Below are 14,362 nucleotides of genomic sequence, written 5' to 3'. Positions count from 1 at the left end.
ACCGACGGCGGCAATCGCGGCGGGCGACCGAACCGGGAGGACCGACGGCGATGAGCGACCTCGCCATCGACTACGGCGACCACGAGCGCGTGTGCGAAGTCGTCGACCGGCTGATGTACTGCGCCGAACACGTCAGCGTCTCCTTCGACGGGTGGGAGGAACCGCACGTGAAGGGGCCGGGACTGTACTTCGCCGTCATCGGCGACAGCGACTACGGGGCGTACGCCGACCCGATGGGGGACAACCGCTGGCCCCGCGACACCGCCCCATCCGTCTTCGACGGGGGCGCGCTCGCGACGGCGGCGGAGTCGGTGAGCGTCGCGCAGGACGGCGGCGTCGTCGTCGCGGTCGACGGCGAGATCGAGGCCCAGATGGTCCGCTTCCGCGACCTGGGCACCCGCGACGAGGAGACCGATCTCGTCGACGACGTGAGCTACGAGCCGTGGATGGGGTCGCGGCACATGAGCGCCATCGAGACCTCGGTCCGCCCGGAGGTCGTGGCGACGGTGACGCTGAGCGAGGAGACCGGCCGCGTCAGCGTCTTCCGCGACGGCGAGGCGAACAGCATGCGGCGCGAGGAGATCGGCGGCCGCTGGCGCGGCGAGTAGCGCGCTTCGCGCCCGGCGGTTAGCACGGGCGCGGCGCTCCCGGAGTCCGGCCCCGAGGCCCCACGGTTAAGCCTCGGCCGGGCGAACGACGACGCATGTACGACGAGATACTGGTTCCGACCGACGGGAGCGAGGCGGTCGACCGCGCGCTCGAACACGCGGTCCGGCTCGCGACGGACCACGACGCGACGCTCCACGCGCTGTACGTCGTCGACCGGCGGATCGCGGCCGCCAACTCGGGCGACCTCCACGACGAGGTCGTCGAGGACCTCGAATCGCAGGGCGAGGCCGCCGTCGCGGCGGTCGCCGACGCGGCCGCCGAGGCCGGGCTGGACGCCGAGACGCACGTCGCGCACGGGACGCCCGACACGGAGATCGTCGGGTACGCCGACGAGGCCGGCATCGACGTGATCGTGATGAGCCCGGAGGGGAAGTCGCCGCGCGAGCGGATTCGGTCGCTCGGGAGCGTCTCAGACCGCGTCGCCGACGACGCGTCGGTTCCGGTGTTCCTCATCAAGTGACCCGCCCCTCGGAGCGAGTCCGATCGGACCGGAGCCGACCACGGTCGACCGCCGCGCGGCCGAGCCAATTAGGTGGGTGGGGCCGCGACCCGTCGGCATGGAACTCACCGTGCTCGGGTCCGGCAGCGCGATGCCGGTCCCGGACCGCGCGCAGGCCGGCTACCTCCTCGACGACGGCGACCGATCGCTGCTCGTCGACTGCGGCAGCGGCGTCCTCCAGCGGCTCGCGGGGACCGACACGGGCTACGAAGGCGTCTCGACGGTCCTCCTGACCCACCACCACCTCGACCACGTCGCGGCGCTGTTGCCGCTCCTGAAGGCCCGCTGGCTCGCCGGCGAGGAACACCTCGAAGTCGTCGGGCCCGCGGGCACGAAGTCGCTCGTCGACGGCCTGCTCGGCGTTCACGACTACCTCGACGGCCGGATCGACCTCGCCGTCCGCGAGGTGTCGAGCGCGCGCCCGTTCGCCGCCGGCGGGTTCGACGTGACGGCCCGGGAGACGCGCCACTCGATGGACGGGTTCGCCTACCGCTTCTCGCCGCCGAGTTCGGACGCCGCGGCCGCTGACGGCCCGCTCGCGCTCTCCGGAGACACCGAGGCGTTCGCGGGCATGGCGCGGTTCGCGGACGGCGCCGACTGCCTCGTCCACGACTGCTCGTTCCCAGATGACGTCGACGTGTCGAATCACCCGACGCCGATGAGCCTCGGCGAGTCGCTGGCGGACGTCGAGGTCGGGACGCTCCTGCTCTCGCACCTCTACCCGCACACCGGCGGCCGCGAGCGCGAGATGACGGAAAGCGTACGCGAGGCGGGGTTCGACGGCGAGGTACGGGCCGCGGCCGACGGACTGCGCGTGTCGCTGTGACCGCTGCGCGGACTCGGACCGCAACCGTCGGTCGGCCGCTCACCGGTCTCGACGTTGCCGTCGGTCGGCCGCTCACCGGTCTCGACGTAACCGTCGGTCGGCCGCACGTCGGCTTGGACGTAACCGGCAAACGTTACCTATCCGCACGAACGACCCGGATATTTAAGCGCGCGTGGTCGTTCCTGTCTTCCATGGCCGGCCCACTCGCGGACGACTTCGGACGGGAGGTGACGGGGGTGCGGATCTCGCTTACCGACCGGTGTAACTTCGACTGCGTCTACTGTCACAACGAGGGGTTAGGCGATACGCGCGGGCCGATGGAGCCGAGCGACGCGGAGATGAGCGCCGACGACGTGGTCCGGTTCCTCGAGGTCGTCGAGGGATACGGCGTCGACGCTGTGAAGTTCACCGGCGGCGAGCCGATGCTCCGGCAGGACCTGGAGGAGATCATCGAGCGCACGCCAGATTCGATGGAGGTGTCGATGACGACGAACGGCACGTTCCTCCCCGGGCGCGCCGCGGACCTGAAGGCCGCCGGCCTCGACCGCGTCAACGTCTCGCAGGACGCGCTCGACCCGGACGACTTCGCCGAGGTGACGAAGTCCGGCGCCTACGAGCAGGTCCTCGAAGGCGTGAAGGCGGCGGTCGAGGCCGGGCTCGACCCCGTGAAGCTCAACATGGTCGTGTTCACGCACACCGCGGGCTACGTCGAGGAGATGGTCGAGCACGTCGCCGACAACGAGGGGCTCCAGCTCCAGCTCATCCAGTACATGCCGGAGCTAACCGGCAAGCCGGAGTGGAACGTCGACATCGGGCGCGTCCACGACTGGCTTGCCGAGAAGGCGGACCGCGTCGAACACCGCGAGATGCACGACCGGAAGCGCTACTTCGTCGGCGAGGCGAGCGACGACGAGACGGGCGGCATGGTCGAGATCGTCGACCCCGTCGAGAACGAGGACTTTTGCGCCAACTGCGGCCGCGTCCGCGTCACCCACGAGGGGTACCTGAAGGGGTGTCTCAACCGCAACGACGACCTCCGGTCGATGGGCGAGATGACCCGCGAGGAGATCGCGGAGACGTTCGAGGAGGTGGTGGCCAATCGGGTTCCTTACTACGGCGAGTACCTCGTCGAGGGCGACGACGGCGAGTACGAACTCAACGAGAAGTACCTCGGGACGCCGCCAGCGGCGGACTGAGGCCTGGGCCGATGGGCGCGGAGCGCGCCGCGATCGCCGACGTTCGGAGCGCGCCGCGATCGCCGACGGTCGGCGCGCCGGTCGGGGCCTACTCCGGCGGCTCGTACGGCCGACTGCTCCCGTCGTCCGGGAGCCGACGCAGGTACTTCGCGAATAGGTCCGCCACACGGGTGTACGCGTCGAGGACGTGGTCCAGTTCGCCGAACCCGTGCGGCTCGCCCTCGTACCGGCGGAGCTCGTGGCGGGCGTCGTGTTTCTCCAGCTCGGCGACGAGCTGCTCCGACTGGCTGATCGGGACGCGGGCGTCCTCCTCGCCGTGGAGCACCATGAGCGGGTCGTCGATGTCGGGGACGGCCCGGATCGGGCTCGCGTCGCGGTAGGCGTCGAGGTCGGCGACGAAGTCGCCCAGCTCGCGCTTGAGTAGTTGCCACCCCACGTCGTCGGTGTCGTCGACGAACGACTCGTAGTCGTACACGCCGTAGAAGGCGGCGCCGGCGCGGAACCGGTCGCTGTTGCCGAGCGCGTTCACGGTCATCAGCCCGCCGCCGGAGCCGCCGAATATCCCGACGCGGTCGCCGTCGACGGCGTCGTAGCGCGCCGCCGTCGCGTCCGCGGCGCGGATCACGTCGTCGAGGTCGCCGCCGCCCCAGTCGCCGTCGTTCGCCATGCGGAACGCCCGACCGAACCCGTCGGAGCCGCGGTAGTTGGGGCGGACGACCGCGTAGCCGAGCGCCGCGAAGTACGCCGCCCGGTGGTCGAAACCGAAGCCGTCGAAGGCGGTCGGACCGCCGTGCGGCTTCACGAGGAGCGGGACGGAGTCCGGCTCGGCGGCCGACGCGGGCGGGTGGACCACCGCGTTGACCCCGGTCCCGTCGGAGTCGTAGGTGAACGCCTCCGGGGCCGGAAGCCGTTCCGACAGCCCCGCCGTCGCCGTCGGCGTGCGTCGCTCGCCGGTCGCCGCGTCGACCGCGGTCGGCGGCTCGGTCGGCGTCTCCCGGACCGACAGCACGCGGTCGCCGTCCCACCGCGGTGCGCCGTGGATCGCGTCGCTGGTCGCGAGGGCGGTCGCGTCGGCGGCCGCGTCGGGGTCGGCGCCCGTCCCGGGGCCGGCGTCCGCGAGCGCGCCGTCGACGTCGACCGCGTGGACGTGCGTCCGGCCGCCCGCGGTGGCGGTCACGGCGAGCCTGTCGCCCGCGTCGTTCCACTCGGGCGCGGCGATCTCGGTCTCCGGGACGCCGTAGATCGGCGTCGGCGAGTCGCTCCCGTCGGCCGCGGGTTCGTCGCCGCCGACGCCGTACACCGCGTCGTATCCGCTGCCGTCGTGGACGAACGCGACCGCCTCGTCGTCGCCGGGTCGCGGGCGCGGACAGGCCGCCCGGACGCCCGGTTCGGCGAACAGTTCGGTGACGGCCCCGCTGCCGTCGCCACCGAACGGGACGCGGACGAGCGCGGCCTCGTAGTCGAACAGGTCGGCGTGTGCCGAGCGCGTCGCGACGACGCTGTCGCCCTGCCAGTGCGGGTCGGCGTAGAGGTACTCGCCGGTCGCGATCGCCTCGATCCGGTCGCCGTCGGGGGAGACGACCGCGAGGCTCGCCCGCGAGAAGGCGTCGGTGACGATCGCGATCCCGGGCTTGCCCCACGCGAGGCCGGAGATGCCGCCCTCCAAGTCGGTCAGCACCTCGACCGCGCCGGTGTCGGCGTCGACGGTCGCCAGCTCGGCGTCACCGGTGACGAAGGCGATCCGGTCGCCGTCGGGGCTCCAGTCGAGCCACCGCGCGTCGGTGCGCTCGTAGCGCATGGCCGACGCCCCCCGGCTCGTGAGCCGGCGGTCCTCGCCGTCGGTCGCCAGCCAGACGTCGGTGGTCAGCTCGCGGTTCTTCGCGTACGCGATCCGCCCGTCGGGTCCGACCGTGGCTTGGACAACGCGGTCTGCGACGGCCATGTCGGCGAGCAGCCCGTCGTAGTCGGTGTCTCTGAGGTCTCGTCGGTACACGTGTGTCACTGCGGTGAGCGAGCACTTGGGCGTATGGCTCTCGGAAGGGGTAGCTCACGAGACGTTGGACTCGTTATCACGGCGCAATTGAACCCTCTCCCGCTGAGAGTCCGCTGAGCGCGTGCCGAACGCAGAACGCAAGCGTTGTACTCTCCCGTGTTCTGCGGGGCGATCTGCCGTGTGAATCTGGACGGAGACCGTCTCGACGCTTAATTCGCGCAGTGAGAAGCGGGTATCGGGCGTCCACTCGTGCGTCTCGTGCCAGTCTCCCGATTATTCCTGATACTGCGGCACACGGGTGAATAAAAGATATATGACGTCCTTCGTAGATCCCAGTCGTGTCTGAGTTCCTCACTCCGCCCCCTGTCGAACCCGGCGATCGGGTCGCGGTCGTCGCGCCGGCGTCGAACGCACCCGAATCTGCGCGGTTCGTCTACGAACTCGGTCTCGAGCGAATGCGCGACGTTTTCGACCTCGATCCGGTGGAGTATCCGACCGCGACCGCCGACCCGGAGTGGCTTGCGGACAATCCGGAGGCACGCGCCGAGGAGGTTATGAACGCATTCCGCGACCCGGACGTCTCAGCCGTGATCGCAAACATCGGAGGCCACGACCAGATCACGATCCTCCCGTATCTCGACGGAGACGTACTCCGTGAACACCCGACCCGGTTCTACGGGTACTCAGACAACACGAACCTGGCCCTGTTCCTCTGGAACCAGGGGATCGTCTCGTACTACGGCGGATCGACGCTGCTCGAATACGCGATGGACGGAGAGATGTTCGATTACACGGAGGAGTACCTGCGGCGTGCGCTCTTCGAGGACTCGATCGGCGACTGGACCGAAGCAGAGGTGTTCACTGACGAGGCCGGGGACTGGGAAGATCCGGAGTCGGTCGAGACTACTCGCGAGATCGAACAATCCGACGGCCGGATCTGGCGCGGCGGTGAAGAGGCGGTCTCGGGTCGGATCTGGGGCGGTTGCTACGCAGTCCTCGTCGAACAGTTCCTCGCCGATCGGTACCTGCCCGACCCCGACGCGCTGACCGGTACTGTCCTCGCGCTAGAGACGAGCGAATTGGTCCCTGACCCGGCCGTCGTCGGTGCGAACCTTCGCGCACTCGGCGAGCGCGGCCTTCTCGAACGATTCGACGGTGTGCTTGTCGGACGCCCCGCCGCTCGCTCACACCTCGAAGAGAATCCGCGAGAGTGGCGAGCGGAGTATCGGGAGCGCCAGCGCGAGGCGATTAGTGACGCGTTCGAGACGTACAATCCGAACGCTCCCGTTGTCTTCAATTGCGAGTTCGGACACACGTACCCGACGTGTCCCATCCCGATCGGCGGTGAGGTCGAAATCGACCCCTCGACCGCATCCATTCGCCTTCTTTGAGTTCACGGCGGGCTAGAATCCGGTGCCAGATAGATTCTCTGTGTCCAGACGGAATGAGACCGGGATTCACGCGCAAGGTGTGCCGGCCACCGCTGACCGGGGGTGGTGTACAGGCGCAGGTCATTCTGAGGCCGCAGCTACCTGTTCCACCAACAGTCTTCGACGACGAGGGATCGATCGAGGACGCCGAGGTCCGTGATTCCGCTTTGGCGAGGTTGCGGGCGATGCCGTCCGGGTCGTGGCGGGGGCGAGCGTGCCCGATACTGCTCCGTATCGGTGGTTCGAGAGACGTCGTGTCGACACCGCCGGGCTCGGTATCGTTTCCGTCGCGGTCGACGGTCGATTTCGGATCCTGCCGGACGAGGGTCCCGCCGAGCCGGTTCCGGTCGACGGTCCACGGAGAACCGCAACACGGGTAGGCGATCTCAGCGCCGCGTCCAGTGAAAGTCGGATGCGTGCGAGGGACCCGTTAATCTGCGGAACGGGACCCGAACCGCAGCGTCTCGGACGATTTAACAATCCGATCGCAGAGACGCGATCGACCCCAAATTCGGGTGTTTGACAGACGACCCGAGAACCGACGGGTTCGAAGCGAGCACGGTGGGATTCGAACCCACGGCCATCGGATTAGAAGTCCGACGCTCTATCCTGGCTGAGCTACGTGCCCTCACTCGACTCTGATCCGCCGCGTCTAAAAAACGCCCGCGGTTCGCGGCGGGCCGCTCAGCACCGGCCAACAGCAGACCTAAGTCCGCGAGCGGAGTAGCGACCGGTAATGAACGTCATCGGAACCGTCGGCCTCCCCGGCAGCGGGAAGGGGGAGGCGGCAAACGTGGCCGAGGCGGCTGGCATCCCCGTCGTCGTCATGGGCGACGTGGTCCGCGCCGAGTGTCGCCGCCGCGGGCTCGACCCGGCGCAACACCACGGCTGGATGGCCGGCACGCTCCGCGAGGAGGAGGGCGACGACGCCATCGCCGCTCGGACGCTCCCGCGCATCCGGGAGGCGGCGGCCAAGAGCGAGCGCGGCGAGACCGTCGTCGTCGACGGTCTCCGCTCGACCGTCGAGCTCGAACGCTTCCGCGAGGCGTTCGGCGACGACTTCACGCTCGTCGCGATCCGCGCGCCCTTCAAGCTCCGCGCCGAGCGGCTGGGCGAGCGCGGCCGCGACGACTCCGACTCGGACCTGGCGTCGCTCCGCAAGCGCGACGCCCGCGAGATCGACCTCGGACTCGGCGAGACGTTGGAGCGCGCCGACGTCGAGATCGACAACACCGACAGCCTCGCGGCGTTCCGCGAGCGCGTCCGCGAAGTGCTGGGCGTCGACGGCGAGGGCGCGGACCGCTCGGACGGCGACGCCGCCGAGGCGGCCGAGGCCAGGGGTGACGGCGCGTGATCTACAGCGTCGACGTTCGGATCGAGGTGCCGGTCCACGACACGGAGGTGACCGACCGGGTCGCCGACGCGGTCGAGAACGTCTTCCCGGACGCGGAGCCGGTCCACGAGGACGGGCGGCTCGTCTCCGAGACGCACAGCCTCGACGCGTTCTCCGACGTGCTCCACGAGCAGGAGATCCTCGACACCGCCCGCCGCGTCTTCCGACAGAACCGCACCGACGACGGGTTCGCCTTCTCGTTGAAGAAGCAGGCGGCGCTCGAAGGCGTCGTCAACTTCGCGGTCGGCGATCCGGACGAACTCGGTGAGATCGACGTCGAGGTGCGCGTCCGCGAGCCGGACGTCGAGTCGTTCATCGACTACGTCGCGCCCGAGACCGACGGGGGGCAGCCGGTCGACCCCGTCCGCGAGTACGGCGACCGGTTCGACCCCGAGGACGAGGCGTACTGAGGCGCCGACCCGGCGCGCCCGTCGCCGCTCTCCCGGTCACTCGGCCCGTCGCTCACTGATCCACCAGTCACTCGGCCGTGGCGCCGGCCGCGGCCCCGCCGACCGCGCCGAAGACGACCGGATAGACGAGCCCCGCGAGCAGCGCCGCCGTGACGAGCGTCGGGGCGACGCTGCCGCCGTCGCCGACGGCGTACCGGAACAGGAAGGCGCCGATCACCGCGAGCGGGAGGTAGCCGACGACGGCGAGCGCGCCGGACTGCGCGCCGTCGACCGGCGTCGCCGCGCCGGCCGCGCGCGCTATCCCGACCCCGGCGACGACGAGCAGCAGCGGCGGCACGGCGTACAGGAACGTCAGCCCGGCGTCGCTCTGCGCGACGAAGTTCACCGAGCGGGCGGCGCCGATCAGCGAGGGCACGTTCACGTCCACGAAGTGCGCGTTGTAGAACACCCAGCCGACGCCGCGCCACACCGAGATGGTGTCGCCGCCGAACAGGTCGGCGAAGAAGTTGATCCCGGAGAGCCCCTCCTCGACCCGGCCGCTCTGCGTGACGTAGACGACCAGGTAGCCGAGGACGTACGACACCGCGCCCGCGACCGCCCCGACGACCGCGCCGCGGCCGAGGCTCCTTTCCGCCCCTGTCGCGCTCGATCCGCCGCTGGCTGTCGAAGACATGCGCCCGGTATCGTTTCGGCGGGCGTAAGTGTTTGTTGGGTCGGATCGGGACGCGAAACGATCGCGTCGACGGCCGCAGGAGTGCGTCTATCGGCGGACACCGTCGGATCAGGCCGTCGCCTCGCGCCACTCCGACTGCGAGATCGTGTACCGGACCTCGTCGTGGACGGTGCCGTCCGCGTAGACCAGCTCGTTGCGGAGCCGCCCCTCGCGTCGCCCGCCGAGACGGTCGACGTACCGTTCGATCGCGCGCCGCGACTTCTCGTTGTCGGGGTGGTGGCCCACGGCGACGACATCCAGGTCGAGGTCCGCGAACGCGACCTCGGCGAGCGCGGCGGCGCGCTCGCCGGAGTAGCCGCGGCCCCAGAACCGCTTGCGGAGCCACGTGCCGAGCGTCGCAGTCCGCTTTTCCCAGTCGACCCCGAAGCCGCCGAAGCCGGCTATCTCGCCCGCACCGTCTTCCCCCTCGCGGGGGTAGATCACGTACGTCGCCGCCTCGGCGTCCTCGAAGCGCTCGCGCCCGCGTTCGAGGAACTCTAGCGTCTCCTTCTTCGTCTCGTGGGGGTCCCACGTGACGAACTCGGTCACCTCGTCGATGCCGGGATCGGACGAGCAGATCCGATAGCACTCGTCGAGGTCGACGTGTTCGGGACTCCGCACCTCCAGCCGAAGCCGGTCCGTCTCGATGGTCTCGGGGAACACGTCGTGAGCGTCGTCGCCCGCCGAATAAATTCCACCGGCGCCCTGCGACGGGTTGTCACGGGCACCGACCGCCGTCGGTCGTCGAACGCCGTCAGTCGCCGAAGGCGTCGGCGAGGTCGCCGCCGACGCTCGCGATCGCGTCGCGCGCCCGGTCGACCTCCGGCATCGTCATGAACCCGTGGACCATCGCGGGGTAGTTCTCGTATCGGGTCGCCACGCCGTCGGCGACGAGCTGCTCCGCGTACGCCCTCCCGCCGTCCCGGAGCGGGTCGAAGCCCGCTGTGACGACCGTCGCGGGCGCGACGCCGGAGAGGTCGCCGGCGTTGATCGGGTCGGCGTACGGGTTCCGACGGTGGATGTCGCTCCGGTAGTAGGCCGCCGAGAACCACTCGATGTCCGCCCGGGAGAGGACGGTCCCGGCGTGTTTCCGCATCGACTCCTGGTCGGGGTCGACGCCGATCCCCGGGTACAGGAGCGCCTGTCGGGCGATGTCGGGGCCGTCCCGCTCGGCGGCCATGAGGGCGGTCACCGCGGCGAGGGTGCCGCCGGCGGAGTCGCCCGCGACCGCGAGGTCGCCGGTCCCGCGGAGCCGCTCGGTCGCGTCCGCGGCCCGCTCGACGGCGGCGTACGCGTCCGCGACCGCGGCCGGGAAGGGGTGTTCAGGCGCGAGCCGGTACTCGACCGAGAGGACGGCGCACCCGCTCTCCCGGGTCAGGTGCCGACAGAGCCAGTCGTGGGTCTCGACGCTGCCGAGGACGAACCCCCCGCCGTGGAAGAAGACGACCGTCGGGTAGGGGGGCTCGGCGGCGGGGAGGTAGAGCCGCGCGTCGAGGTCGCCGACCGTCGCCCGGTCGCCGAGGGCGCGCCGCGCGTCGTCGTCTTCGGGTCCGGGAAGGGTCAGCGACTCGGTTGCGCCCACGCTCGGCGGGTCGCGGTTCCGGATCCGCATCAGCGGGTCGGTCAGGCGACGGAGGAGCTTCAGCCGGTAGCGACCGTGCGGGAGCGGGACCCGCGACTGTCGGGCGGCGACGCGTTCCGCCTGGGGGTCGATCTGTTCGGCGCTCACGGTCCGGAAGTCGTCGCCCCGCCGACAAGACGGTTGCGGCGGGGTCGGCTGTCGGGCGGTCGGTGGGGCCGTCGGGGCCCCGACTCAGCCCGCGACGCCGACCGCCCGCAGCTCCTCGCGGATCGCGTCGCGTTTCACCAGCGCGAAGCCGACACAGATGGTGAGGAAGCCCGCGACCGTCGTCGGGGTGATCCCCTCGTCGAGGACGAGCCAGCCGACGGCGGCCGCGAACACCGGCGCGACGTAGGAGACGAGGTTGATCTCGATCGGGCCGAGCCGGTCGAGCAGGTCGAAGTAGATGAGGAAGCCGATCCCGCTGGCGACGACCGAGAGGTAACCCAAGGCGAGCAGCGACTCCGTCGTCCAGGTCGCGTCGGCGACCGACTCGCCGAGCGCGAGCGCGAGCAGGTGGGTGAGCCCCGCGCCGAGGAGCATCGACCACGCCTCCATCGTCTCGATGGCGATGTCGGCCTCCGAGGCCCGCGAGAGGACGGAGCCGAGCGCGAACGAGGTCGCCGCGAGCAGCACGAGCAGCTTCGCGACGGTGCCGCCGCCGGTCAGGTTGGCGGGGTCGGGGTTCGCGAGGACGACCGCCCCGGCGAGGCCGATCTCGAGGCCGAGCGCGCCGACCGCGGTCAGCCGCTCCGCCGGCAGGAGGGCGCGGGCGAACACCGTGGTCAACACCGGCGAGAGGCTGACGATAACGGCCGCGACGGCGCTCGTCACCGCCGGGTCGCTCTCCCCGACGAACAGGAAGGCGTGGTAGGCGGCGATGATGAACACGGCGCCGGAGACGACCTCGAGCCACTGGTCCCGGCCGCGCGGGACCGGGTCGTCGACCGCGTACGCCGCGTACGCGAGCATGACGACGCCGGCGACGTCGAACCGGAACGCCGCGAACAGCACGGGCGGGAAGTACGCCAATCCCGCGTTGATCGCGACGAACGCGGAGCCCCACGCGGCGGCGAGGACGAGGAACAGCGAGAGGTTTCTGAGACGGCTCACGGTCGTCGTCTCCGGGCGGCGAGCCAAAAGGTTCCGGAAACGGTCGCGGTCGCCGGATCCGGTCGACGGGAGGGGGCCGTCAGCGGACCCGGTACCCGTCTGCGTCGCGGGCGACCACGCCCACGTCGGAGAGCCGCCGCAGGGCGTCCGCGACCGTCGACTCGCGCGCGCCGACCTCGTCGGCGACCGCCGCGGGCGTGCCGTCGGTCTCGACCACCGCGGCGATGACGGTCGCGAAGAAGCGGCTGTCGGCCTGCCCGCCGAGCCGCTCGTCGATCTCGGCGAGCGTGTCCTCGACGCGGCCCTGGACCCACCGCTGGGCGAGCGAGAGCTCCCGGTCGAGGTCTTGGAGGCGGGTGAACTCCTCCGCGAGCTCCGCGAGGTCGGCGGTCGTGCCCGACCCGTCGGGGCCCTCGATCGAGAGGTGCGGACAGCGACCGGACATGTCGAGGCTGTTCTTCGCCGGGTACGCGCTCTTCGCGCCGAAGCCGTACGGCGAGACGCTCACCTCCAGCCGGAGGCTGCGCGCGATCCGGAAGTACTTCCGCCGCTGGTCGTCCGTCGTCGACTCGACGAGCCCGGCCTCCTCCAGCTTCCGCAGGTGGTCGATCACCGCCTTCGGGCTCACGTCCAGGTACTCCGAGATCTCCGTGACGTAACACGGCTTGGTGGCGAGAAGCCGGAGGATGCGCCGCCGGTTCTCGTTGCCGAGGAGATCGAGCAGTACCGCGGAGTCCATTAACGTGTGGTTAGCGTCCAGCGGATAAAAGGTTGGCTTCTGTGACCGGTCGCGTTCCGCTCGGAGCGTCAGGGTACAGCGATTCGGTGCGAACGCGGACAGTCTGTGCCGCTCGTGTCCCCCCTTCGCTCGGCGGTAGCCGACGCGTCCGAACGACCCGCCGGGGACGCATCGGCTGTCGCGACCCTCCCGTTTATCACGGTGGAACCGGGAACGTTAGGGGATGAGTTCGGGGGGCAGTTCCGGCGCGAGCGGATCGAGCGGAGGCGGAGAGGGCGGGACCGTGAGCGGCGCGGAGGAGTTCGACTTCGCCGCGCCCGCGACCGACCAGTCGTTCGAGAACGCGCTCGCGAAGGCCCGCGACGGCGCTCGGCTGACGGTCGACGACGCCACCGAACTGCTCGCCACCGGCACGGGGGCGGCCGGGATCGACCCCGTCCGCAAGGAGGCGGTGTTAGAGGCCGCCGACCGGCGCCGGCGCGAGGAGGTGGGCGACGAGGTCACCTTCGTCGCCAACCTGAACAACAACGTCACCACCGCGTGTAACACCGGCTGCCTGTTCTGTAACTTCAAGGACTCCGCGCACGCGTTCGAGGCAGACAGCGACGTCGAGCACGCGGGGTTCACCAAGCCGCCCGCCGAGTCGCGCGCGGTCGTCGAAGACGCCCTCGACATGGGGATCTACGAGGTATGCTCCGTCTCGGGGCTCCACCCCGCGTTCGCCCTGAACGAGGAACATCACGAGATCCTCGCCGCGCACGACGACCCCGCGAGCGAGGTGAACTACAAGCCGCCAGAGCGGTACGCGACCGACCCGGGCACCTACGTCGAGCAGTTGGACGCGATGTCGGTCGGCGGCGTCCACCTCCACTCGATGACCCCGGAGGAAGCGTATCACGCCTCTCGGGGCACCGATTGGGAGTACGAGTCTGTGTACCGCGAGCTGGCGGCCGCCGGGCTCGACTCCGCACCGGGCACCGCCGCCGAGATCCTCGTCGACGAGGTCCGCGACGTGATCTGTCCGGGGAAGATCCGCACCGACGACTGGGTGGCGGCGATGGAGGGCGCGGCCGCCGCCGGCCTCGACGTCACCTCGACGATGATGTACGGCCACGTCGAGACGGTCGCGCACCGCGCGCAACACCTGAAGGTGATCCGGGACCTCCAAGACCGCACGGGCGCGATCACGGAGTTCGTTCCGCTCTCCTTCATCCACCAGAACACCCCGCTCTACCGGCGCGGCGTCGTCGACTCCGGCCCCTCGCACGCCGAGGACGAGCTCGTGGTCGCGGTCGCGCGGCTCTTCTTAGACAACGTCGATCACGTCCAGGCGTCGTGGGTGAAGTCGGGCGACGCCCACGGGCTCAAACTCCTCAACTGCGGCGCGGACGACTTCATGGGCACCATCCTCTCGGAGGAGATCACCAGCCGCGCGGGCGGCGAGTACGGCGAGTACCGCTCGTTCGACGACTACGTCGAGATGATCACGGCGATCGGCCGGACCCCGGTCGAGCGCTCGACCGACTACCGGACCCGGCGCCGGATCGACCCCGACGACGGGCCGCACGGCCCGCGTCTCGGCCCCCGCGCCGACGGGACCCCACTGCTCGCGAACCGCTCGTCCGACGGCGGACGCGGCGGCGGCGCGGTCGGAACGCCGCCGGCCGACGCCGACGACTGAACCGGTGCCGACGGATCGGTTAGCGGCCGAACACGTTCCGCCGGACCCCTGGCGACTCTCATCGAGTGGGAACCCCCGGT

General features: G+C 70.5%; 14 protein-coding genes and 1 tRNA gene. 8 read left to right on the top strand and 7 right to left on the bottom strand.

The annotated features are described in order from the left end of the window. Positions 1-50 precede the first annotated feature (50 nt). The 4 genes from Z052_RS13860 to moaA all read left to right on the top strand — a co-directional run bounded on the left by Z052_RS13860 (position 51) and on the right by moaA (position 3,190). Positions 51-608 (top strand): diadenylate cyclase, encoded by a 558-nt coding sequence (locus tag Z052_RS13860; RefSeq protein WP_049931055.1) that lies wholly within the window; start codon positions 51-53, stop codon positions 606-608. A gap of 95 nt (positions 609-703) precedes the next feature. Then, on the top strand, positions 704-1,129 hold the full coding sequence (locus tag Z052_RS13855) for a universal stress protein (RefSeq protein WP_049930942.1): 426 nt from the start codon (positions 704-706) through the stop codon (positions 1,127-1,129). Positions 1,130-1,226: 97 nt separating this feature from the next. Beyond that, a complete protein-coding gene (locus Z052_RS13850; RefSeq protein ID WP_094495218.1) occupies positions 1,227-1,994 on the top strand; it encodes an MBL fold metallo-hydrolase in 768 nt (255 codons plus the stop codon). A gap of 191 nt (positions 1,995-2,185) precedes the next feature. After that, on the top strand, positions 2,186-3,190 hold the full coding sequence (moaA, locus tag Z052_RS13845) for a GTP 3',8-cyclase MoaA (protein WP_089308570.1): 1,005 nt from the start codon (positions 2,186-2,188) through the stop codon (positions 3,188-3,190). 88 nt (positions 3,191-3,278) lie between these two features. On the opposite strand, the gene Z052_RS13840 is transcribed toward moaA, so the two are convergent. After that, complete coding sequence (locus tag Z052_RS13840) at positions 3,279-5,183, bottom strand: prolyl oligopeptidase family serine peptidase (protein WP_144050028.1); 1,905 nt, start codon at positions 5,181-5,183, stop codon at positions 3,279-3,281. Between the two features lie 338 nt (positions 5,184-5,521). Between Z052_RS13840 and Z052_RS13835 the strand changes: the two genes are divergently transcribed. After that, positions 5,522-6,574 (top strand): S66 peptidase family protein, encoded by a 1,053-nt coding sequence (locus tag Z052_RS13835; protein WP_094495216.1) that lies wholly within the window; start codon positions 5,522-5,524, stop codon positions 6,572-6,574. Positions 6,575-7,166: 592 nt separating this feature from the next. Here the strand turns inward: Z052_RS13835 and Z052_RS13830 are convergent. Beyond that, positions 7,167-7,241 (bottom strand) — tRNA-Arg (locus tag Z052_RS13830). A 108-nt stretch (positions 7,242-7,349) separates the two neighbouring features. On the opposite strand from Z052_RS13830, the gene Z052_RS13825 reads away from it, so the two are divergent. Together Z052_RS13825 and Z052_RS13820 are read left to right on the top strand one after the other, a co-directional pair. Further along, entirely contained in the window at positions 7,350-7,967 is a 618-nt protein-coding gene (locus Z052_RS13825) for an AAA family ATPase (protein WP_099289131.1), read from the top strand. After that, positions 7,964-8,416 carry an RNA-binding domain-containing protein gene (locus Z052_RS13820; RefSeq protein WP_049930931.1) on the top strand — a complete coding sequence of 151 codons (453 nt, stop codon included), beginning with the start codon at positions 7,964-7,966 and terminating at the stop codon, positions 8,414-8,416. The genes Z052_RS13825 and Z052_RS13820 overlap by 4 nt, the downstream gene beginning before the upstream one ends. A 67-nt stretch (positions 8,417-8,483) precedes the next feature. On the opposite strand, the gene Z052_RS13815 is transcribed toward Z052_RS13820, so the two are convergent. The 5 genes from Z052_RS13815 to Z052_RS13795 form a co-directional block, all read right to left on the bottom strand. Further along, complete coding sequence (locus Z052_RS13815) at positions 8,484-9,089, bottom strand: transporter (RefSeq protein WP_086216857.1); 606 nt, start codon at positions 9,087-9,089, stop codon at positions 8,484-8,486. 108 nt (positions 9,090-9,197) lie between these two features. Further along, on the bottom strand, positions 9,198-9,791 hold the full coding sequence (locus Z052_RS13810; RefSeq protein ID WP_094495215.1) for a GNAT family N-acetyltransferase: 594 nt from the start codon (positions 9,789-9,791) through the stop codon (positions 9,198-9,200). 91 nt (positions 9,792-9,882) lie between these two features. Continuing rightward, positions 9,883-10,857: an alpha/beta hydrolase gene (locus Z052_RS13805; RefSeq protein WP_094520721.1), complete on the bottom strand. Its 975-nt coding sequence runs from the start codon at positions 10,855-10,857 to the stop codon at positions 9,883-9,885. A gap of 84 nt (positions 10,858-10,941) precedes the next feature. Then, positions 10,942-11,862 carry a DMT family transporter gene (locus tag Z052_RS13800; protein WP_099289130.1) on the bottom strand — a complete coding sequence of 307 codons (921 nt, stop codon included), beginning with the start codon at positions 11,860-11,862 and terminating at the stop codon, positions 10,942-10,944. A gap of 79 nt (positions 11,863-11,941) precedes the next feature. Further along, positions 11,942-12,601, bottom strand: coding sequence for an ArsR family transcriptional regulator (locus Z052_RS13795; RefSeq protein ID WP_094520720.1), 660 nt, complete (start codon positions 12,599-12,601; stop codon positions 11,942-11,944). Between the two features lie 223 nt (positions 12,602-12,824). Between Z052_RS13795 and cofH the strand changes: the two genes are divergently transcribed. Continuing rightward, a complete protein-coding gene (cofH, locus tag Z052_RS13790) occupies positions 12,825-14,282 on the top strand; it encodes a 7,8-didemethyl-8-hydroxy-5-deazariboflavin synthase subunit CofH (RefSeq protein ID WP_049930920.1) in 1,458 nt (485 codons plus the stop codon). The last annotated feature ends 80 nt before the right edge of the window (positions 14,283-14,362 follow it).

The sequence above is a fragment of the Halorubrum sp. C191 genome, from assembly GCF_002727095.1.
In the GTDB taxonomy this organism is placed as follows: domain Archaea; phylum Halobacteriota; class Halobacteria; order Halobacteriales; family Haloferacaceae; genus Halorubrum; species Halorubrum ezzemoulense.
The sequence above is the reverse complement of the archived record's forward strand: the minus strand, read 5'-3'. Positions and strand labels throughout refer to the sequence as shown.